This is a genomic window from Herminiimonas fonticola (genome assembly GCF_003293745.1).
GTDB lineage: Bacteria > Pseudomonadota > Gammaproteobacteria > Burkholderiales > Burkholderiaceae_D > Oxalicibacterium > Oxalicibacterium fonticola.
In genome coordinates this window covers 591706-611290 of record NZ_PTLZ01000001.1, presented here as the reverse complement: position 1 = coordinate 611290, position 19585 = coordinate 591706, and the positions used below count along the sequence as shown (strand labels likewise).

Sequence of the window (19585 nt, the reverse complement as noted above, 5' to 3'; positions counted from 1 at the left end):
GCACGGCCAGCGGCTTTATAATCGCCACATGAAAATCAAATTCACAAAAATGCATGGTGCCGGCAACGATTTCGTCGTCATCGATGCAATCAATCAGGCGATAGCTTTCACTCCGGCCCAATGGCAATATCTGGCAGACCGTCGCTTCGGCGTCGGTGCCGATCAAATGCTGGTAGTGGAAAAGCCGCAAGCGGCCGACGTTGATTTCCGCTATCGCATTTATAACTCCGACGGTGGTGAAGTCGAGCAGTGCGGCAACGGCGCACGCGCCTTCGTCAAATTTGTCACTGACAAAAAACTCACCAGCAAGCATGCGATCAAGGTAGAAACCATGTCCGGCATTATCGAGCCGCGACTGGAAGCGAATGGACAGATTACCGTCGATATGGGGCCACCAATTCTGGCACCGGAAGATGTGCCTTTCGACACGACCGATCTGCTGTCCAAAGCCGAGGGCGAAGAAACCTTGTGGCCTTTGGATATCAAGGGCGAGACTTACTGGATCGCTGCATTGTCGATGGGCAATCCGCATGCGGTACAAGTCGTCGCCGATATAGAAACAGCACCTGTGCGCGAAGATGGCGTACTGATCGAGCATCACCCGCGTTTTCCAAAACGCGTTAACGCCGGCTTCATGCAAATCATCGATGCGCATGAAATCAAGTTGCGTGTATTTGAGCGTGGTGCCGGCGAAACATTGGCTTGCGGCACCGGTGCTTGCGCTGCTGTCGTATCCGGCATTCGGCGTGGCTTGCTGGCATCGCCAGTCAAGGTACAAACCCGTGGCGGCGAATTATCGATTGCATGGGCAGGTAACTCATCGTCCGTTATGCTGACCGGCCCCGCCGTAACGGTATTCGAAGGCGAAATCGAACTTTAAAATCCAGCCTTGATCTGCGCTGCAGAATTGTTTGTCAGGCGCCGATGTCGGTTAGAATCATGAGCAATTCATGGCTGCTCGATAAGCAAACGATGCAATCCCGATTGCGCACCTTCAGCCACAGCGATTCCTTACGATCTTTTACGTTCCTCTAAATTTAATTACGACACATGACATCTCCACTGGACTCCAATACCGTCGCCGACTATTTACTGAATAATCCGCATTTTTTTGAAGAACATGCGGAAGTTCTGGCACAGGTAAAACTGTCGAGTCCACTCGGCGGACGCACTCTGTCTTTGCAAGAGCGACAAATGGACGTAATGCGTGAAAAGTTCAAGATCATGGAAATGCGTCTGGCCGAGCTAATCCGCATCGCCCAGGAAAACGACCAGATCACACAAAAATTTCATACATGGACACGTTCGCTGTTATTGGCCCGCAACGATGTCGATTTGCCGCACACATTAACCACAGGTTTGCAAAACACGTTCTCGGTGCCGCACGTTACTTTACGTTTGTGGGGCGTGTCGGAAGAATTCGCGCATACATGGTTTGCCGCGCCGGTTTCTGCCGATTCACGTCTGTTTTCAAATGGCTTGACCGTGCCGTTCTGCGGCAGCAACAATGATTTTGAAGCGGCTTCATGGTTGGAAGATGCGCCATCGATTCAATCGCTGGCTTTGTTGCCTTTGCGTTTGGACGACGCGCCGGAAGCGTTTGGTTTGCTGGTGCTCGGCTCGTCTGATCCGCATCGCTTTACATCCGAGATGGCGACCGATTTCCTGATCAACATCGGCCAGACCGCCAGCGCCGCACTGTCGAGTTTGCTCGACTAAATCAACATCGTGAGCGTCGCCGGCAATCAGGCTTATCTGGATGGTTATCTCGATAACCTGATCAGCCAGCGGCAATTGTCGCCGCTCACCGTCACCAGCTACCGACGCGATCTGCTTGAACTGGTCGTGTTCGCGACAGCAACAGACAGCAATGCATCAATCAGCGCCGTCAATCATTTTCAGATCAGAAAATTCGCGGCGCAATTGCATGCGCACGGTTTGAATGCGCGTTCGATTGCACGCAAACTTTCTGCATGGCGCGGTTTTTTCAACTGGCTGTCCGAACAAAACGCCATCACGTCAAATCCTGTCGATGGCATCAAGGCACCCAAACGCAACAAACCCTTGCCGAAAGCCTTGGCAGCCGACGACGCAGTGCGTTTGGTGTCGGAAACCAGCCCTGGAAGAAATGCAGATTCAGCGATGCAGTTATGCAATCACGCAATGTTTGAATTGCTGTATTCCAGCGGCTTGCGGGTTTCGGAATTGGTTGGACTGGACGTCAGATATACACAGGAAAGTCGCTATGCGTCAGCCGGCTGGATAGATTTCGACGCCCACGAAGTCATGGTCACAGGCAAAGGCAACAAGATGCGCAGCGTGCCTATCGGACAAGCAGCCATGGACGCACTCAAATCATGGCTTGCCGTGCGCGACACTCTGGTCAAACTAGATCTGCATCCATTGTTTTTGAGTGAACGCGGCACACGCGTATCCGCACGCGTGGTTCAACTCCGCCTGAAAGCACATGCGCAAGCTGTTGGCTTGCCTATGGATGTACACCCACATGTGTTGCGCCATTCCTTCGCGTCGCACGTCTTGCAATCTTCCGGGGACTTGCGCGCGGTACAGGAAATGCTGGGGCATGCGTCTATTTCCGCGACACAGATTTATACTTCGCTTGATTTTCAACGCTTGGCACAGGTCTACGACGCCGCACATCCGCGCGCAAAAAAGAAACCCTGAACTGCATCCACAAGATTTCGCATAAGCGGATATATTGCAACTGAATTGCAAATTGCGGCATAATCAAGCCATCACGCCGTCATTAAACTTGTCACCGCATCATCATGAAAAAAACCACAGCTCCAGATTTTCTGGCACTGGCTGAAAGCCAGTTACGTACCACGTCGGTACGCGCCACCGATGCTCGCATCAAGGTCTTGGCCGCGCTGCTCAGTGCGCGTTATGCGTTTTCGCATCAGGACATACAGGACACGCTGGTCGACATGGACAGGGTCACGCTGTACCGCGCGCTGGATAGCCTGACCGACGCCGGGCTGGCGCACAAGATCGCCGGCGACGATCGCGTGTTCCGCTATAACGCAGGAACGGAAGAGATCGCACACGGCACGCATCATGCGCAACAACATCAGCACGGTCACTTCAAATGCACGCGTTGTGCCAAGGTTTTCTGCATCGACAATATCGATGAGAAGTTGCTCGCTACCGACGCCAAACACAACATCAATCCATCGACTGCGACGCTGCGCCAGCAACTGCAAAAAGTATTGCAAAGCACACTAGGAAAAGGTTTCCAGAGTCACGAAATAGAACTCACCATCAAGGGACTTTGCGCAGACTGCGCCGCGCATTAAAGACAAGACGGAATTTCAACGCTCGATTACGTATCCGATTTCAACAAACGAATTCAAAGCACGACTTAAAAATCATGGCACTCATTCCTACTACCATCCTGACCGGCTTCCTGGGCGCAGGCAAAACCACGCTACTGAATCGCATCCTGCAAGAACCGCACGGCTTCAAGATTGCCGTCATAGAAAACGAATTCGGCCAGGAAAATATCGATAACGAAATCCTGGTGCAGGACGGCACCGAGCAAATCGTCGAGATGAACAATGGCTGCATATGCTGCACGGTACGCGGCGATCTGATCGTTGCATTGACTGCACTGGCGCAACGCCGTCGTGATGGCGAACTGCAGTTCGATCATGTCGTCATCGAAACCACCGGGCTCGCCAATCCTGGTCCGGTTGCACAAACCTTCTTCATCGATGAAGAAGTCGCCGCCGACTATCTGGTCGACGCCATCATCACCGTAGTCGATGCCAAACACGCCATGCATCAACTCGATACGTATGAAGAAGCGCAGCGCCAGGTCGGTTTTGCCGATAAATTGCTGCTGTCGAAAACCGATCTGGTCAGCGCAGATGAATTAAAGGTTTTGACCGAACGCATCAAGCGCATCAATCCACGCGCCGCTATCAGCACCATAGCTTTCGGCCAGGTCGCGATTGCCGACGTACTGGATCTGCGTGGCTTCAACCTGAATGACAAGCTGGAAATCGACCCCGATTTCATCGCGGCAGAAGAACATGCGCACAATCACGACCACACCTGCGATGCAGCCTGTGATCACGACGGCGAACATGAGCACCATCATCATGACCACCATCACGGTCATCACAGCGACAACATCGCAGCCTTCGTATTCAAGAGCGACCGGCCATTCAACACCGAAAAATTGGATGAATTTTTGGGCGGTATCGTGCAGGTTTTCGGGCCACGCATGTTGCGCTACAAAGGTGTGCTGTGGATGGACGGTGCCGACCGCAAGGTGGTATTCCAGGGCGTGCACCAAATTATGGGCACCGACATAGGAGGCAAATGGGGCGAAGACGAAATCCGCTCCAACAAAATGGTATTTATCGGACAGAATCTGCCAAAAGAAACTTTTATTTACGGATTAGAACAATGTTTGGTATAAACTAGCCCAGTTTTTAGCTCAGGATAGAGCGGCCGGGACGATGCGAAAGACAGTAAATCGCACGCAGAGCACGATATGATCCGAGTGTGGGAAAGTTCATTGAGGACAAGGGACTATGAACGCAACCGTCGCAAAATCTGCAAAAAGCGCAAAAAAAACTGCCACGAAAAAGGCAGCTAGCACTGCTCGTGCAAAACCGGCAGGCAAAACGGCCACGGCGAAATCAACTGCAAAGTCAGCGACAAAAACACTTGCAGAAAAAAACGTCAAGGCACTGAAAAAAGTGATCAAACCGGCGGCCAAGCCTGCTGTTAAATCGGCAGCCAAGGTCGCAAAGAAAACGCCGGCGAAGAGTGCGGTAAAATCCGCCAAGGTCGCTGCAAAAACAAAAGTCGTGGCAAAGAAAACCGCTGCCGCAAAAAATGTGAAACCAGCGGCCAAACCTGCAGTCAAAGCAAAAGCGGCTGTTAAAAAAGCTGCGGTGAAAGCAGCAGCACAACCAATCAAGAAAGTTCCTGCAAGCGCTCCCAAGGCAACTGCAGTAACAGCAAACAAAGACGCATCTCGGTCTGGAGCAGGCAGCAGTAAAAAGGCCGTCTCCGCACCAGTAGATAAAATTGAACAAGCTGTAGTTTCGAAAGTACGCGAAGTGGCAACTAAATCAAAAGCAATCCCGACCGCCGACAATGACGGTCCTCTGTTATCCGAAGCGCAAATCCTCAAGATGGGCGAAAAGGATTACATGAATGCGGCACAACTCGCATTCTTCAAGAATCGCCTGCAGCAACTTGAAAAAGAATTGCTGAAAAACGCAGACGAAACCACCGAACATTTGCGTGAAACAGTCCTCGTTCCCGATCCAGCCGATCGCGCTACGATCGAAGAAGAACATGCTCTGGAATTGCGCACCCGCGACCGCGAACGCAAGTTGCTGAAAAAAGTACAGCAATCGATCGCCAGCATTGACGCCGGCGACTACGGCTGGTGCGAAGAAACCGGCGAGCCTATCGGCGTACCACGTTTGCTGGCACGTCCTACCGCTACCCTGTCGCTGGAAGCGCAGCAACGTCGCGAATTGAAACAAAAACTGTATGGCGACTGATTCCAGCCGGAATTAATCCCCATTCATTTGCAAACAAAGCGCGCGGCCCTCTATCCGCGCGCTTTGTTTTTTTGTAGAATGCAATTCTGTTGCAATATACGATTACCGCTCCGATTTGGAAGCGACAAGCGTTTAGGCTTATTCGGTTTGGCCCAGATCATGAATATTGATTGACAGCCTTTGCATGTATTTGACCTGCCGCTCACACCGTATCAACGAACGAGTATTTTTTGAAACCTGCATTCTCATCACGCACACCAGCCGCAACACGACTTTGCTTCGCCGCATTGTTGGTGATCGCTGTATTGTTCGCGCAATGGATGGGATTGCAGCATCGGATAGTGCATGCGGACAGAATAGATAATCAGCATGCAGTGCGAACTGTCAGTCAAACATCTTTCGCGTCAACGTTCGACTCCACGCCGGACTCAACTACTGAATACGCAGGCGACAAATCGCATTCCTGTACTTTGTTTGACGGCATGGCGCTGGCCGATAGCGCACCCGCACTTCCGTTTATTCCTCTTCTGCAAACCAGCGTGCAGGTTCTGGCGCTGTGGGCCGCCCATGCTTCGTGGGACGCACCCTTTCTCTGTCATTTCTCTTCACGCGCACCGCCAACGGCGTGATTGATTTTTCCTGTTTGTACCGTCCTGCCTGATCGCATTGCGATTCAGCGCGGCGGCTTCTATTCGATTTTTCAAGGAAGTATCATGATCGCTCAACGCACCCTGCTGGCAAGCGCCGTTCTGTCTGCGCTCGCCACATTGTCACACTCTGCTTTTGCGCAAACGCAAGAGCAAACCCTGCCCGCCGTCGTCGTCACCTCCACCCCTTTCAACAGCGACGAAGGCGCGCAAATACTCGCGCCAGCCAAAGTCGTGTACGGCGACGAGTTACGCGAAAAACTCGGCAATTCACTCGGCGATACCTTGTCGCAAGAACTCGGCGTCTCCGCATCCGCATTTGGTGCAGGCGCATCGCGTCCGATCATTCGCGGCATGGAAGGTCCACGCGTCAAAATTCTGCAAAACGGGATGTCCATACTGGATGCATCCAGCCTGTCTAACGATCATGCGGTCGGCGGTGAAGCATCGACTGCGCGCCAGATTGAAATCCTGCGCGGCCCGGCATCATTGCTGTATGGATCAGGTGCGATAGGCGGCGTGGTCAACATCATCAATGACCGCATCCCTACCGTCTTGAACGCCAAGCCGACTGGTGACGCCGAAGTTCGTTACGGCACGGTAGATCACACGAAGAACATGTCACTGTCTGTCGATGGTGCCGCTGGCGATATCGGTTTGCATATTGATGGCAATCTGCGTAATTCCGACGATTATAAAATTCCAGGTGATGTCAGCCTGAGCGATCCCAGTCTGGGTTCCGGTCGTCTGCCCAACTCATTTGCGCGTGCCAACAGCCTTGGCTTCGGCGCCTCGTATATTCAAAGCTGGGGCCACATAGGCGCATCCGTCGGCGTCAACGACGATCGCTATGGCATTCCAACCGAAGAACGTTCCTTCATCACGCTGAAACAAACACGCTTCGATATCGATGGCTTGATCAAGGAACCATTCGGCAACTTTGAATCCTTGCGCTTCAAATTAGGCCATACCGATTACAAGCACACGGAAAATCTGGAAGACGGCACACCGGCCACCGATTTCAAAAACAATGCGCTGGAAAGCCGCATCGAATTGACGCATAAACCTATGGCTGGCTGGCGCGGCACCTTCGGCCTGCAAACCGAAAACTCTGAATTCTCGGCACTCGCGGCAGATGGCAGCGGACCGGAAACCGTTCCCCTGACCAAAACCGATTCGATCGCCGGCTTCCTGGTGGAAGAACGCGACTTTGGCCCTTTCCGTGCCAGTGCTGGCGCACGCCTAGAATCAGTCAAACGCAAGCCGGATGCAGTATCGGGATTGACGCAACGCGACTTCAACCTCGGTTCGTATTCATTAGGCGGCCTATGGACCTTCACGCCGGGTTATGGCCTTGGCGCTACGGCATCCGTTGCGCAACGCGCACCTGCAATCGAGGAGTTGTATTCCAACGGACCGCATGAATCGACCGCGACCTTTGACATAGGCGACAACAATCTGAACAAGGAAACCTCACGCAATTTCGAAATCAGCCTGCAAAAAACCGAAGGCTTGATACGCTGGAAAGCCAACATCTTCCAGACTCGCGTGAAGAACTATATCTATGGTCGCACCGACGGCACCACTGTGAATGAAGATGGCGTGGTCGATCCGATCGCTACCAACAACGAATTCCTGCAACGCTTCTGGTCGCAAAACAGCGCGACGATACGCGGTGCCGAAGCAGAAATCAGCTACAACCTGCGGGGTGAAGGCTGGTCCTGGCGTGGCTTTGCCGACACCTCGCGCGGCAAGCTGACCGATCTCGATAATCTGCCACTGCAACCGGCGACACGTTACGGCGGCGAAGTCGGCTATCGTCAAGGCGGCTGGCGCTCGGGTGTCAAGGTATTGCACGCACAAGAACAGGACAAACTGGCCAGCTTTGAAAGCTTCGTCACGCCGTCCTACACACAGGTCGACGCCAATTTGTCGTACACGCAACGCATCAATTCAAACGACGTAACCTGGTTCGCCATCGTCAAGAATCTGTTGAACGACGACATTCGTCTATCCACCTCGGTATTGCGCGAAGAAGCTCCACTGCCGGGTAGAAACCTGATCATTGGCGTTCGCACAAGTTTTTAAAGATACTTCCTGGTTTTTTGGCTACACTAGTGACCTGCAGAGGCTCTGCGGGTCGCTTTGTACTGGCTGCCTGTGTTACCTTTAGGCGAGAATTTTTACATGGTTGCCATTGGAGAAATTCCGATAGCACCACTTTATAAACTTGGCGCACTGTTAGAGTGCACACCATTGCTCACCAGGATAGACGTGGGGATTTTTTCGCTATTTGGAAAGAAGGACGGCCAGTCGGCGCGCAAGCCGACTGAGCAAGAGTCTTCGCAAAAGAAGCGCGACAATAGTGCCGCTCGCGCCACAAAAAACGAAAACGAACAAACGCAACAAGTTCAGCGCAAAGCAGCACACGCGACCGCCATGAAGATCGATGCCATCGAATCTGAAATGTCGTCCGAGTTCGTCAAACCGCTGCCCTTCAGCGGCAATACCATGCCTGGTCCGTCCAGCCAATTCATGGATACCGCACAGCGCCTGCCAGCAGCACGCGCTCAAGCAAAAAGCCCCGATGCCGCAACCCTGGATCAACCGTCTATGCTGCCCGACATCATGGGCGCCAGCACTGCCTTCCTGCTGGGTGCAGAAACCGTCATAGGACCGGTCGCGATATCCACTTCCGAAGCTGCACCGGTGATTGAAGAAGCCGCCATCCTGTTTGCCAATGGTCAGACCGATCTGGTTGAACCTGTCTTGCTGAATGCAATTGCAGAAGATGCGCTTGGCAACACGCCATTAACCGTATGGGGCATGTTGTTCGATCTTTATCAAATTACCGGTCAGCGTGTATCGTTTGAAAATCTGTCCATCGAATACGCCAACAAATTTGAAATGTCGCCACCTGCGTGGATAGACAGCAACGCCGCCGAATCCAAACCGCAAGCAGCGGCCGCGCCACGCGCCGGCACCACGCCTGGCGTTGCGTTTTCCGGCAAGCTCGATGCCACCAGCATCAAGCAATTGGAACGCATCAAGAACATGGCGGAAATGAGCAATGTCATCAAGCTCGAATTTGCGCGCGTTACCGAAGTCGATCCTGTCGGTTGCGGCCTGTTGTTCAGCGTTTTGCAGAAACTGCAAAAATCCGGCCACAACCTGATCCTGGTCGGCGCACCCGAGCTGACAGAAAAAATCCGCGCGATCCTGATGGTAGGCCGTCGCGATGAAACTGAAGCGCCGTGGCTTTTGCTGCTGGAGCTTTTGCGTTTATTGAATCGCGAATCCGATTTTGAAGAGACCAGTATCGATTACTGCGTCACCTTTGAAGTATCACCGCCATCCTTCGTTTCACCGCAAAACAAGGTAGTCACTGCAGCAGAAGAAACCGCCGAACCTGACGAAACTGCCAGCGACCACTTCATGATGCCTGTCGTAATCGATGCGCGTACCGATACACTCGTACAAAACATCGCTGCCTACGCGCACACGCACAATCCCGTCATCCTCGATTGCACGCGCCTGGCACGCATGGATTTCAATGCAGCCGGACGCTTGTTTGGCGGTCTGACGCCTTTGGTCAGCGCCGGGAAAAGTATCGAATTGCACAATGCCAATCATTTTATTGTCGCGCTTTGTCACGTAATGGGCGTTGCAGAACTTGTACGTATCGTCCCGCGCAAAAACTAACTCTGCAATCAAGGACGAAATTTCGACTTGCAATCGAATCGTCCGCCCCCATTTTTTCTAGAACGCCGCTTATGCTTCCAACATGAGCGCGCAAGTTTTATCCAACATCACCCGTTTTGCATCAGTATTTTGCATTAAGTCAGCCACTTCATTTCAGAGGCAAGCATGGAACAATTTCACGGCACCACCATACTCTCGGTGCGACGCGGCAATATCGTCGCACTAGGGGGCGATGGCCAGGTCACATTAGGCAATATCGTCATGAAGGGCACTGCGCGCAAAGTGCGCAAGGTTTATAACGGCAAGGTACTGGTCGGTTTTGCAGGCGGCACCGCAGATGCATTCACCTTGCTGGAACGCTTCGAATCCAAGCTGGAAAAACATCAGGGCCACTTGATGCGCGCTTCGGTAGAACTCGCCAAGGACTGGCGTACCGATCGCATTCTGCGCCGCCTTGAAGCCATGCTGCTGGTCGCAGATCACGAAACCACATTGGTGATCACCGGCAATGGCGATGTGCTGGAACCGAACGACGGCATAGGCGCAATTGGCTCAGGCGGCACTTACGCCCAATCGGCGGCCAAGGCCTTGCAGGAAAACACCGATTTGTCACCGCTGGAAATCGTCAAAAAATCACTGACCATCGCCGGCGAACTGTGCATTTATACCAATCTGTCGCACACGATAGAAACTCTGGACTAATTCCGGACCAATACAGGAAAACGTCCGATCTCGGGCGAACACATCATGAACATGACACCCAAAGAAATCGTTTCCGAACTGGATAAACACGTAGTCGGCCAAGCCAATGCCAAACGCGCCGTTGCCATCGCCCTGCGTAATCGCTGGCGCCGTCAGCAAGTGCAGGAGCCGCTGCGTCACGAAATCACGCCCAAAAATATCCTGATGATAGGACCGACCGGCGTTGGCAAAACCGAGATCGCACGCCGCCTCGCGAAACTGGCAGATGCGCCTTTCATCAAAATCGAAGCGACAAAATTCACCGAAGTCGGCTACGTAGGCCGCGATGTAGATACTATCATCCGCGACTTGATAGACATCGGCATCAAGCAGACACGCGAACTGGAAACACGCAAAGTCCGCGCGCGCGCAGAAGATGCGGCGGAAGATCGCATCATCGATATTCTGGTGCCGCCGGCCCGTGATTTCGGTTTCTCCTCGTCACCAGCTGCTAGTGCCAGCACGCCCGACAACACGACACGCCAGACTTTCCGCAAGCGTTTGCGTGAAGGCTCGCTGGACGACACAGAAATTGAAATCGAACTGGCGGAAGCCGGCCCGACTATGGAAATCATGGCGCCGCCCGGCATGGAAGAAATGACCGAGCAAATCAAGTCCATGTTTTCCGGCGTGGGTGGCAGCCGCAAGAAAGCGCGCAAGATCAAGATCAAGGAAGCCATCAAGCTGTTGATCGAAGAAGAAGCCGGCAAGCTGGTGAACGAAGACGAGCTCAAGCAAAAAGCGATTCACAATGTCGAGCAGAATGGCATCGTTTTTCTCGATGAAATCGACAAGATCGCAACACGTTCGGAAACCGGCGGCGGCGAAGTATCGCGCGCCGGCGTACAACGCGATTTATTGCCGCTGGTTGAGGGTACGACCGTCAACACCAAGTACGGCATGATCAAAACCGATCACATTCTGTTCATCGCATCCGGCGCATTTCATCTGGCAAAACCATCGGATCTGATCCCGGAATTGCAGGGTCGTTTCCCTATCCGTGTCGAACTGGAATCGCTGTCTATTGCCGATTTCGAGCGCATTCTGACCGGCACCGATGCCTGCCTGACCAAGCAATATGAAGCCTTGCTGGAAACCGAAGGGGTCAAAATCGAATTCGCGCAGGATGGCATTCAACGAATGGCGGAAATTGCCTATTCGGTCAATGAAAAAACCGAAAACATAGGCGCGCGTCGTTTATATACAGTGATGGAAAAACTGTTGGAGGAAATTTCCTTTTCCGCCAGCGACAGCCCGGATCAGACACTGACCATCAATGCCGCTTATGTAGATGAAAGACTGGGCGCATTGTCTGTCGATGAAGATCTGTCGCGGTATGTGCTGTAAGCTAGGCATGGAGAAAAGGCGCGCATTACCGCATGCGCGCCATTCACATCATGGCCAATAAAGCGCTATCCAAGCGCCAAAAACTGACGATACGCATAGAGCCGTCGCAACAGGCGTTGAAACCGCGCAACCACGTCGCGCTCGCGGCAAGACAACGCGTCGGCGGGCCGCATCAAAAATCCGTCTCGGCGCAGCGTCAAATCCAAAAACTGCAGTTGAAGAAAAAACTATCTACTCCCGACGAGCAATAAATTGCTCACCTTCCTCATAGCTGTTCTTGGTGATTTTCCAATCGATTGATTCGGCGCGATTTGTTTGTTATAACAAGGGGGAAATCGCGAAGATGAGATCGCAAAAGCAAGAAATGCAAACCCTGATCGCACTGGAACAACGTTGAGGAGAAGATAATGGCTCTACCGCACGCAACATCCGGCCAGTTGATCGACGTTCGGCCTTTAGGTCCACGGATTACCGCATCCGTTTCGAACGCACTTTTTAAAGCCCCACAATTAGAATTGATGCGCCTGGTGCTGCCACGCGGCAAAGGCATGCCGGAACACTCCGTTCCTGGTGCAGTCACCATTCAGTGCCTGGAAGGCGCGATTGAATTGCACGCACATCAGAAGACGCAAACCGTGAAAGCGGGCGAACTGGTTTATCTGGCGGGCGGTGAGCCGCATGCATTGCATGCGCTGGAAGATTCGTCGGTTTTGTTAACGCTGTTGCTGCAGCAACATTGATGCCGTCACTTTGACGCTGCTACTTTGAGACAGCTAGATTGATCGCCGCGTTGCATATGTGAAAATTTTGGTTCAGGCGGCTTCATCTCGTGCATCGCGCGCCAATAGTCGTCCGACCATTGCCCGCGGTGAATCGCCGTCAAACAAGACTGCGGCAACCGCATGCGTAATCGGCATGTCTATGCCGTGTTTAATCGCCAATGCGCGCACGGCTTGCGCGCAACGCACACCTTCTGCAACGTGTCCCAACTCGGTCACGATCTGCTCCAGTTTTTTCCCTTGCGCCAAACCCAGGCCAACCTTGCGGTTACGCGACAGGTCGCCGGTGCAAGTCAAAATCAAATCGCCCATGCCGGCCAAACCCATGAAGGTTTCGGCACGCCCGCCTAATGCAACGCCAAAGCGCGTGATCTCCACCAGTCCGCGCGTAATCAATGCAGCACGCGCATTCAAGCCGAGTTTGAGGCCATCGATAATGCCGGTGGCAATCGCTAGAATATTTTTTACTGCACCGCCTACCTCCACGCCGATCAGGTCGTCGGTCGTATAGACGCGGATGCTCGGTCCGTGCACTGCAGCGACAACCAGTTCACGCAAGGCTGCGCTATCGGATGCAATCGCCAATGCACATGGCAAGCCCTGCGCCACTTCCTGCGCAAACGAGGGGCCGGACAAGGCGCCCGCAGGAATATCCTTGCCCAGCACTTCGCGCACAATCTGATGCGGCAGCAAATGCGTGTCGGCTTCAAAGCCTTTGCACAACCAGACAATATTCGGAATCGCATGCGACTTCAGCTGTTCAGCCAAAGGACGCAAACCGGACAGCGAGGTCGCCACTATGAGCAAACCATCGCTACCTGCATGCGCGATCGCTGCCGAGAAATCAGCACTTAAAGACAGGCGGTCAGGCAAACGGAAGCCTGGCAGATAAGTAGAATTTTCACGACGCTGTTCGGCTTCCTGCATGACGGCAGTATCGCGCCCCCACAACACAACCGCATGCCTTTCGGCCAGCGACATCGCCAAAGCCGTACCCCATGCGCCCGCGCCTAGTATTGTGATATTCATGCAGAGAGTTTGTTTAAGAGGATTAAATATCGAAGACTGAAAATGCTGATCACGCCTTCATCGCCAGCGCTGTCACTCGAGGAATAGTAACTACTCGCCCCACACTTCAGCAATTCTTGCAAAGCCGCTTGGCCCGTCTCTGTGTTTCAGTTTGACCCAACCGGCGGCTGGCGGCGCCAGCAATTCCAGCAGCACGCCTTTATCAACCGTGACCACAACAGCGGCATTTTCTTCCGCCGTGGCATGCAGTTTGAGATTGGCCGCAGTGACGATCACATTGCGTTTCGCGCTTAATGCCGATGCATCAATCCACGCTAAATCGCCTGCCACATCGCGTACTTTGCTCCAGCCGTTTTGCGTCAAAATGATTTCGACCGGCATGCCACGTGGTGCGATGAATATTTTGCGGCCGCGCTCCGACGGCGCGTTATACAAAACGGCAGGATTGGCACCCACCGATTTGAATTCAGCCGCCTGCGCGGCACTCGCCGCCAGTGTTGACATCAGCAGTGCTGCATAAGCCGGGAAAGACCATTTCATGCGATCACCTTCAAGACATTATTCGTAAAAGTGCAGCGCGCCCGCTTGATTCAGGATCGCAACGGGCGCGTACTGTACGAGCTTGAATTAATGCTTTGCGATGGAACCGTCAGCCATCACGATGCCGGAGCTGCTTTCGGCTTGTTGCTGCGCCATTGCAGCCAGACGCTGCTGATAGAACACTTCGAAATTGATTTCGGTCAAATGTACAGGCGGGAAGCCCGCGCGGGTGATCGCATCAGCGATATTCGCGCGCAGATATGGATAAATCGTGCTTGGGCAACCAATGCCGATCAAAGGATCGAGTTGTTCGTCAGGGATGTTGCGCGCTTCGAAAATACCGGCTTGTTTGCCCTCTACCAAAAACGCGATCTTGTCCTTGATTTTTGCAGTAACCGTAATCGTGACGGTCGACTCAAAAATGCCGTCAGCGATTTGTTCTGCACCTACATCAACCGCCACTTCAATTTCAGGCGATTCTTGTTCAAGGAAAATTGCCGGCGAATTAGGTTGTTCCAGCGACAGATCTTTCAGGTAAACACGTTGGATCTGGAATACAGGTTGCAGATTTTCGTCAGCCATGAAGCACTTTCAGTCAGATTAAAAATGGAGGGCGATCAGCCCTCCGAACAGTTACCGTTTATTCATTTGCAGATGCCGCATCGCCGGCGCGCATCAAGCCAGGCGTATCAAGCCTGTAATAAAGCATCCAGCTTGCCCGCACGTTCCAGCGCGTTCAAATCGTCGAAACCACCGACATGCGTATCACCGACATAAATCTGCGGCACCGTGCGGCGACCGGTTTTTTCCATCATCGCAGCACGCTGCGCAGGATCGAGATCGACACGGATTTTTTCAATACTGGCGATGCCTTTGGCAGTCAACAGACGTTCCGCCATCGTGCAATAAGGGCAAACACCCGTGCTATACATCGTCACATGCGCAGTCATAATTTTTCCTTATTAACCTGTGAGTTACTTGATACTTATTTGCTGACAGGCAGACCTTGCGATTGCCATGCATCCAAGCCACCGAGTAAACTAGCGGCTTCGTTGTAGCCGGCTTTCTTCAGTTGTGCGGTTGCTTTTGCGGATTTCAATCCCTTGGCACAAACAACAATCACCGGACGCTCCTTGAATTTTTCCAGCTCGGCAATACGTGCTTTCAATTCTTTCAATGGAATGTTTTTCGCGTCACGGATGTGACCGGCAGCAAATTCATCTGCAGTTCTGACGTCGAGAATCAGGGTTTTTCCCTGATTAATGATCTGGGTTGCCTGTAACGGAGTAACTTTTGCACCAACGCGTTGCAGTGTGTGCATAACCAATGCGCCGCCGGATACCAGTACGATGCCAATCAGAAAAATGTTATCAATGATGAATTTCACGTTGTTCCAATGAGTAGAAAGAATGTTCGCATTATAAAATAGAAGACCGAATACAATTCGGATTCGGCATTTTGCATCAAAAAACCATTACTTACCTATTAGAACCATGTACAAAATCGTATTGATGCGCCACGGCGAGTCCACATGGAACCTCGATAATCGCTTTACCGGCTGGGCCGATGTCGATTTGACTGAAAAAGGTTGTGCTGAAGCAAAGCACGCCGGCCAACTGCTGCGTGAAGCAGGTTTTACCTTCGATCTTGCTTATTCGTCAGTATTGAAGCGCGCGATACGCACCATGTGGATCACGCTCGACGAAATGGATCTGATGTGGATACCAGTCGTCTGCGACTGGCACCTGAACGAACGCCATTACGGCGCGCTGCAAGGCATGAACAAGGCAGAAACGGCGAAGAAGTATGGTGCCGATCAGGTTCTGCAATGGCGTCGCAGCTACGATACCCCGCCTAAACTGCTGGCCGAGGACGATCCGCGCACGATGTACGATGATCCGCGCTATGTCGGTTTGAAGCGTGAAGAAATTCCACTGGGTGAATGCCTGAAAGACACCTTGCAGCGCGTAGAACCTTACTGGAACGACACCATAGCCCCCTCGATACGTGCCGGCAAGAAAATCATCATCTCCGCCCACGGCAACAGCTTGCGCGCGCTGATCAAGATTCTCGATGGCATCAGCGATCAAGACATCGTGTCGCTCAGCATTCCAAACGGTCGCCCTATCGTCTATGAACTGGATGAAAATCTGAAACCGATACGTCATTATTACCTGGGCGATCAGGCATCGCTGGCAGCTGCCGTCAAAGCCGCCGCCAGCCACGGACCGACACTATAAACTCCGTGCCGATTTCGTTTTTATCATCCATCACACGCAATTCGCGCATACCCGTCGGTCAACAACAACGATTGACGGGCATGCTTTTGCTCGTTTTGCTGACGCTGTTTGCCGGCGCACATGCCGATGCATACGCGCAAAAAACGACTGATAGAAGCAAACAAAAAAAGATCGCTGAAAGCGAGCGCGCCGATCTGCGCCAAAAACTGACTACGCTCAAGCGCAGCATAGACAAGACAGAAACCGCCAAGAGCTCAGCCGCTGACGCTCTGGCCAAGTCGGAAGAAGCGATATCGGATGCACAACGCAATTTGCGCGATTTGTCCGAAGAACAACGAAAAACCGAAGCCAGGCTCAAGGATTTATCCAGCCAGCAAAGCGAATTGAAGAAAATTGTCGAAGCGCAGCAACGTCAGCTCGCCAAATTGCTACGCGAGCAATATATCGCCGGCAATGAAGACCGCATCAAATTACTACTGTCCGGTGACAACCCCAATCGCATCAATCGCGAACTGCAATACATGGGCTATGTCTCGCGCGCGCAAGCCACACTGATCGAATCCCTGCGCGCCAATCTGCAAGCGATCGCAGACAATCAGGCAGACGTACTCAACGCCAAGGAAGAACTCGATGAAATCGCTGCAGACGCGCGCGATCAACACGCGATCCTGCAAAAAGAAAAAGCGCAACGCGCCACTCTGCTCGCGCAACTATCCAGCAAGCTCGTCACTCAACGCAAAGAAATCGGCAACATAGAACGCGACGAAAAACGACTCTCGAGCCTGGTTGATAAACTGGCTGTGTTAATGCAAGAACAACGCAAGGCAGAAGCTGCCGCTGCAGAAAAACGCAAACAGGAACGTGCCGCACGCGAACGAGAAGAGCGCGAAAAACGTTTGGCACAGGCAAAAAAACGTGGCACGCCGGATGACAAAACGTCCAGCGGAAAAATTGCCAATCCGAATGCGATTGAAGACGACGAAGCACCTAGACGCGAAAAAGCATCCCCGGCGCTCGCCCGTAATCAAATAACCCCGGAACTCACTCCCGACGCCGGCATCCAAGATGGAGCATTCGCTGCCTTGCGCGGCAAACTGCGGTTACCTATCCGCGGTGATGTAACCGCCAAATTCGGCAGCAAACGCGGTGAAGGACCAACTTGGAAAGGCTTGTTCATACGCGCCGAAGAAGGCACGGAAGTCAAAGCCATTGCCGCCGGTCGCGTCATTTTTGCCGAATGGCTACGCGGCTTTGGCAATTTGATCATTGTTGATCATGGCAGCCAGTACATGACGATTTACGGCAATAATCAGTCTGTTTTGAAACACGCTGGCGATGCCGTCAAACCTGGCGAAGTCATTGCCAGCACAGGTAATAGCGGCGGCAATGAACAATCAGGTTTATACTTTGAAATGCGACACCAAGGTCGCGCGTTTGACCCACTTGGTTGGGTAACTATTAGGTGAGCATGGGAACGAAACTCAAGAATATCGGATTGATCGGTTTAGGCATGGTTGCCGGCGCGATCGGCATGGGTACACAGCTGGATGCAATGGCACAGAAAAGTGCTGGCAATCCTTTGCCACTCGAGGAATTGCGGCAGTTGGCTGATGTATTCGGTCTCATCAAATCGGATTACGTTGAACCGGTCGATGATAAAAAGCTGCTGACCGAAGCGATTTCGGGCATGGTCTCGTCACTGGATCCACATTCAGCTTATCTTGATAAAAAAGCATTCAAGGAATTGCGTGAAGGTACGCAAGGCAAGTTTGTCGGCCTCGGAATTGAAGTCGGCATGGAAGACGGCTACGTCAAAGTCATTTCGCCTATCGAGGATTCACCTGCGTATCGTGCCGGCATCAAGGCTGGCGATCTGATCACGCGTCTGGATTCCACGCCGGTCAAAGGCTTGACGCTGGACGAAGCCGTCAAAAAGATGCGCGGTGAGCCGAACACAAAAATCACGCTGACGATTGCGCGCAAAGACGAAGACAAACCGATCATCATCACGATCACACGTCAGGAAATTCGCGTACAAAGCGTGAAATCCAAAATCGTGGAACCTGGTTATGCATGGCTGCGCGTCGCGCAATTCCAGGAACCGACGGTAGATGACATGGCGAAAAAAATCGCCGCGCTGTACGCGCAAGACCCTAATCTGAAAGGTCTGGTACTGGATCTGCGTAACGATCCGGGCGGCGTGTTACCGGGTGCGATTGGCGTTTCTGCTGCCTTCCTGCCGAAAGACGTGGTCGTTACTTCGACCAATGGTCAATTGCCGGATTCCAAAGCCAGCTTCTACGCACGTCGCGAATTCTATGCAACGCGTGCAGTCGGCGATCCACTCGCAAAGCTGCCTGATGCGATCAAGAAAATCCCTATGGTGGTCTTGGTCAACTCCGGCTCTGCTTCTGCCTCTGAAATCGTGGCCGGCGCATTGCAGGATTACAAGCGCGCCACCATCATGGGCACGCAAACCTTCGGCAAGGGCTCGGTACAAACCATACGTCAGCTTTCTGCAGACACCGCCGTCAAGTTGACGACAGCGCGCTATTACACGCCTAGCGGCCGTTCGATTCAAGCCAAAGGTATCGTGCCTGATCTGATGGTGGATGAAACCGCAGAAGGCGATGTCTTGAATGGCTTGCGTCTGCGTGAAGCCGATCTGCAAAAGCATCTGACCAACGACAAGGACAAGGAAGCTGAAGCGCGTCCTGCGGTTGATGAACTGGAAGAAGAGCAACGCATCGCCGCGCTGGAGAAAAAACGCAAACCGCTGGAATTCGGCAGCAAAGACGACTTCCAGTTGGCGCAAGCGCTGAATCATTTGAAAGGCTTGCCTGTGATTCTTTCGAAAGCAAAAGTCGAAGTGAATAAAGAAGCGGGCATCAACCAGCCAAAAACAGATTCAAAAACTGAACCGAAAACCGACGTCAAGAAATAGTCGCCAGCATTCGCAAAAAAGGCCGCAGCGATGCGGCTTTTTTTGATTGCAACAAGGTGTTTTTTCA

At 52.7% G+C, this 19585-nt stretch carries 22 protein-coding genes; 16 read left to right on the top strand and 6 right to left on the bottom strand.

The features are described 5' to 3' along the window. The first annotated feature begins 28 nt into the window (after positions 1-28). The 5 genes from dapF to Hfont_RS03070 all read left to right on the top strand — a co-directional run bounded on the left by dapF (position 29) and on the right by Hfont_RS03070 (position 4447). The gene (gene dapF, locus Hfont_RS03090; RefSeq protein ID WP_112991675.1) at positions 29-880 is read left to right on the top strand and encodes a diaminopimelate epimerase; all 852 of its coding nucleotides are present in this window, start codon (positions 29-31) and stop codon (positions 878-880) included. A gap of 170 nt (positions 881-1050) precedes the next feature. Next, the gene (locus tag Hfont_RS03085; RefSeq protein WP_112990748.1) at positions 1051-1719 is read left to right on the top strand and encodes a DUF484 family protein; all 669 of its coding nucleotides are present in this window, start codon (positions 1051-1053) and stop codon (positions 1717-1719) included. A gap of 9 nt (positions 1720-1728) precedes the next feature. After that, complete coding sequence (xerC, locus tag Hfont_RS03080) at positions 1729-2685, top strand: tyrosine recombinase XerC (RefSeq protein WP_112990747.1); 957 nt, start codon at positions 1729-1731, stop codon at positions 2683-2685. A 104-nt stretch (positions 2686-2789) separates the two neighbouring features. Then, complete coding sequence (locus tag Hfont_RS03075) at positions 2790-3317, top strand: Fur family transcriptional regulator (RefSeq protein ID WP_112990746.1); 528 nt, start codon at positions 2790-2792, stop codon at positions 3315-3317. 74 nt (positions 3318-3391) lie between these two features. Continuing rightward, entirely contained in the window at positions 3392-4447 is a 1056-nt protein-coding gene (locus tag Hfont_RS03070; protein WP_112990745.1) for a CobW family GTP-binding protein, read from the top strand. A 96-nt stretch (positions 4448-4543) separates the two neighbouring features. Here the strand turns inward: Hfont_RS03070 and Hfont_RS14970 are convergent, their stop codons facing one another. After that, the gene (locus Hfont_RS14970) at positions 4544-5134 is read right to left on the bottom strand and encodes a hypothetical protein (protein WP_241522992.1); all 591 of its coding nucleotides are present in this window, start codon (positions 5132-5134) and stop codon (positions 4544-4546) included. On the opposite strand from Hfont_RS14970, the gene dksA reads away from it, so the two are divergent. The 8 genes from dksA to Hfont_RS03030 all read left to right on the top strand — a co-directional run bounded on the left by dksA (position 5097) and on the right by Hfont_RS03030 (position 12726). Next, a complete protein-coding gene (dksA, locus tag Hfont_RS03065; RefSeq protein WP_241522991.1) occupies positions 5097-5549 on the top strand; it encodes an RNA polymerase-binding protein DksA in 453 nt (150 codons plus the stop codon). The genes Hfont_RS14970 and dksA overlap by 38 nt on opposite strands. 230 nt (positions 5550-5779) lie before the next feature. Continuing rightward, the gene (locus tag Hfont_RS03060; RefSeq protein ID WP_112990744.1) at positions 5780-6178 is read left to right on the top strand and encodes a hypothetical protein; all 399 of its coding nucleotides are present in this window, start codon (positions 5780-5782) and stop codon (positions 6176-6178) included. An 84-nt stretch (positions 6179-6262) separates the two neighbouring features. Next, positions 6263-8284 carry a TonB-dependent receptor gene (locus tag Hfont_RS03055; RefSeq protein ID WP_112991673.1) on the top strand — a complete coding sequence of 674 codons (2022 nt, stop codon included), beginning with the start codon at positions 6263-6265 and terminating at the stop codon, positions 8282-8284. Between the two features lie 99 nt (positions 8285-8383). Then, entirely contained in the window at positions 8384-9898 is a 1515-nt protein-coding gene (locus tag Hfont_RS03050; RefSeq protein ID WP_241522990.1) for an STAS domain-containing protein, read from the top strand. Positions 9899-10063: 165 nt separating this feature from the next. Beyond that, entirely contained in the window at positions 10064-10600 is a 537-nt protein-coding gene (gene hslV, locus Hfont_RS03045; protein WP_112990742.1) for an ATP-dependent protease subunit HslV, read from the top strand. Positions 10601-10645: 45 nt separating this feature from the next. Beyond that, positions 10646-11986 (top strand): ATP-dependent protease ATPase subunit HslU, encoded by a 1341-nt coding sequence (gene hslU, locus Hfont_RS03040; RefSeq protein WP_112990741.1) that lies wholly within the window; start codon positions 10646-10648, stop codon positions 11984-11986. 32 nt (positions 11987-12018) lie between these two features. Then, the gene (locus tag Hfont_RS03035; protein WP_421800974.1) at positions 12019-12237 is read left to right on the top strand and encodes a hypothetical protein; all 219 of its coding nucleotides are present in this window, start codon (positions 12019-12021) and stop codon (positions 12235-12237) included. A 156-nt stretch (positions 12238-12393) separates the two neighbouring features. Further along, positions 12394-12726 (top strand): cupin domain-containing protein, encoded by a 333-nt coding sequence (locus tag Hfont_RS03030; protein ID WP_112990740.1) that lies wholly within the window; start codon positions 12394-12396, stop codon positions 12724-12726. Between the two features lie 72 nt (positions 12727-12798). On the opposite strand, the gene Hfont_RS03025 is transcribed toward Hfont_RS03030, so the two are convergent. The 5 genes from Hfont_RS03025 to Hfont_RS03005 all read right to left on the bottom strand — a co-directional run bounded on the left by Hfont_RS03025 (position 12799) and on the right by Hfont_RS03005 (position 15721). Beyond that, positions 12799-13794, bottom strand: coding sequence for an NAD(P)H-dependent glycerol-3-phosphate dehydrogenase (locus tag Hfont_RS03025; protein ID WP_112990739.1), 996 nt, complete (start codon positions 13792-13794; stop codon positions 12799-12801). A 90-nt stretch (positions 13795-13884) separates the two neighbouring features. Next, the gene (locus tag Hfont_RS03020; RefSeq protein ID WP_112990738.1) at positions 13885-14334 is read right to left on the bottom strand and encodes an SH3 domain-containing protein; all 450 of its coding nucleotides are present in this window, start codon (positions 14332-14334) and stop codon (positions 13885-13887) included. A gap of 87 nt (positions 14335-14421) precedes the next feature. Continuing rightward, positions 14422-14916: a protein-export chaperone SecB gene (secB, locus tag Hfont_RS03015; RefSeq protein ID WP_112990737.1), complete on the bottom strand. Its 495-nt coding sequence runs from the start codon at positions 14914-14916 to the stop codon at positions 14422-14424. A 107-nt stretch (positions 14917-15023) separates the two neighbouring features. Beyond that, entirely contained in the window at positions 15024-15284 is a 261-nt protein-coding gene (gene grxC, locus Hfont_RS03010; protein ID WP_112990736.1) for a glutaredoxin 3, read from the bottom strand. Positions 15285-15319: 35 nt separating this feature from the next. Then, the gene (locus Hfont_RS03005; RefSeq protein WP_112990735.1) at positions 15320-15721 is read right to left on the bottom strand and encodes a rhodanese-like domain-containing protein; all 402 of its coding nucleotides are present in this window, start codon (positions 15719-15721) and stop codon (positions 15320-15322) included. A 106-nt stretch (positions 15722-15827) separates the two neighbouring features. On the opposite strand from Hfont_RS03005, the gene gpmA reads away from it, so the two are divergent. The 3 genes from gpmA to Hfont_RS02990 all read left to right on the top strand — a co-directional run bounded on the left by gpmA (position 15828) and on the right by Hfont_RS02990 (position 19518). Next, positions 15828-16574 carry a 2,3-diphosphoglycerate-dependent phosphoglycerate mutase gene (gpmA, locus tag Hfont_RS03000; RefSeq protein ID WP_112990734.1) on the top strand — a complete coding sequence of 249 codons (747 nt, stop codon included), beginning with the start codon at positions 15828-15830 and terminating at the stop codon, positions 16572-16574. A gap of 80 nt (positions 16575-16654) precedes the next feature. Continuing rightward, positions 16655-18040, top strand: a complete 1386-nt coding sequence (locus Hfont_RS02995) for a murein hydrolase activator EnvC family protein (protein ID WP_112991671.1) — start codon at positions 16655-16657, stop codon at positions 18038-18040. 2 nt (positions 18041-18042) lie between these two features. Further along, a complete protein-coding gene (locus Hfont_RS02990) occupies positions 18043-19518 on the top strand; it encodes a S41 family peptidase (RefSeq protein ID WP_112990733.1) in 1476 nt (491 codons plus the stop codon). The last annotated feature ends 67 nt before the right edge of the window (positions 19519-19585 follow it).

What these genes read in the sequence shown, in the direction of transcription:
- Hfont_RS03020 (WP_112990738.1), bottom strand. Translation starts at nt 14,334, where the DNA reads ATGAAATGGTCTTTCCCGGCTTATGCAGCACTGCTGATGTCAACACTG.
- dapF (WP_112991675.1), top strand. Translation starts at nt 29, where the DNA reads ATGAAAATCAAATTCACAAAAATGCATGGTGCCGGCAACGATTTCGTC.
- Hfont_RS03025 (WP_112990739.1), bottom strand. Translation starts at nt 13,794, where the DNA reads ATGAATATCACAATACTAGGCGCGGGCGCATGGGGTACGGCTTTGGCG.
- Hfont_RS03050 (WP_241522990.1), top strand. Translation starts at nt 8,384, where the DNA reads ATGGTTGCCATTGGAGAAATTCCGATAGCACCACTTTATAAACTTGGC.
- Hfont_RS03030 (WP_112990740.1), top strand. Translation starts at nt 12,394, where the DNA reads ATGGCTCTACCGCACGCAACATCCGGCCAGTTGATCGACGTTCGGCCT.
- grxC (WP_112990736.1), bottom strand. Translation starts at nt 15,284, where the DNA reads ATGACTGCGCATGTGACGATGTATAGCACGGGTGTTTGCCCTTATTGC.
- hslU (WP_112990741.1), top strand. Translation starts at nt 10,646, where the DNA reads ATGAACATGACACCCAAAGAAATCGTTTCCGAACTGGATAAACACGTA.
- Hfont_RS02995 (WP_112991671.1), top strand. Translation starts at nt 16,655, where the DNA reads ATGCTTTTGCTCGTTTTGCTGACGCTGTTTGCCGGCGCACATGCCGAT.
- gpmA (WP_112990734.1), top strand. Translation starts at nt 15,828, where the DNA reads ATGTACAAAATCGTATTGATGCGCCACGGCGAGTCCACATGGAACCTC.
- Hfont_RS03075 (WP_112990746.1), top strand. Translation starts at nt 2,790, where the DNA reads ATGAAAAAAACCACAGCTCCAGATTTTCTGGCACTGGCTGAAAGCCAG.
- secB (WP_112990737.1), bottom strand. Translation starts at nt 14,916, where the DNA reads ATGGCTGACGAAAATCTGCAACCTGTATTCCAGATCCAACGTGTTTAC.
- hslV (WP_112990742.1), top strand. Translation starts at nt 10,064, where the DNA reads ATGGAACAATTTCACGGCACCACCATACTCTCGGTGCGACGCGGCAAT.
- Hfont_RS02990 (WP_112990733.1), top strand. Translation starts at nt 18,043, where the DNA reads ATGGGAACGAAACTCAAGAATATCGGATTGATCGGTTTAGGCATGGTT.
- Hfont_RS03070 (WP_112990745.1), top strand. Translation starts at nt 3,392, where the DNA reads ATGGCACTCATTCCTACTACCATCCTGACCGGCTTCCTGGGCGCAGGC.
- Hfont_RS03055 (WP_112991673.1), top strand. Translation starts at nt 6,263, where the DNA reads ATGATCGCTCAACGCACCCTGCTGGCAAGCGCCGTTCTGTCTGCGCTC.
- Hfont_RS03035 (WP_421800974.1), top strand. Translation starts at nt 12,019, where the DNA reads ATGCGCGCCATTCACATCATGGCCAATAAAGCGCTATCCAAGCGCCAA.
- Hfont_RS03085 (WP_112990748.1), top strand. Translation starts at nt 1,051, where the DNA reads ATGACATCTCCACTGGACTCCAATACCGTCGCCGACTATTTACTGAAT.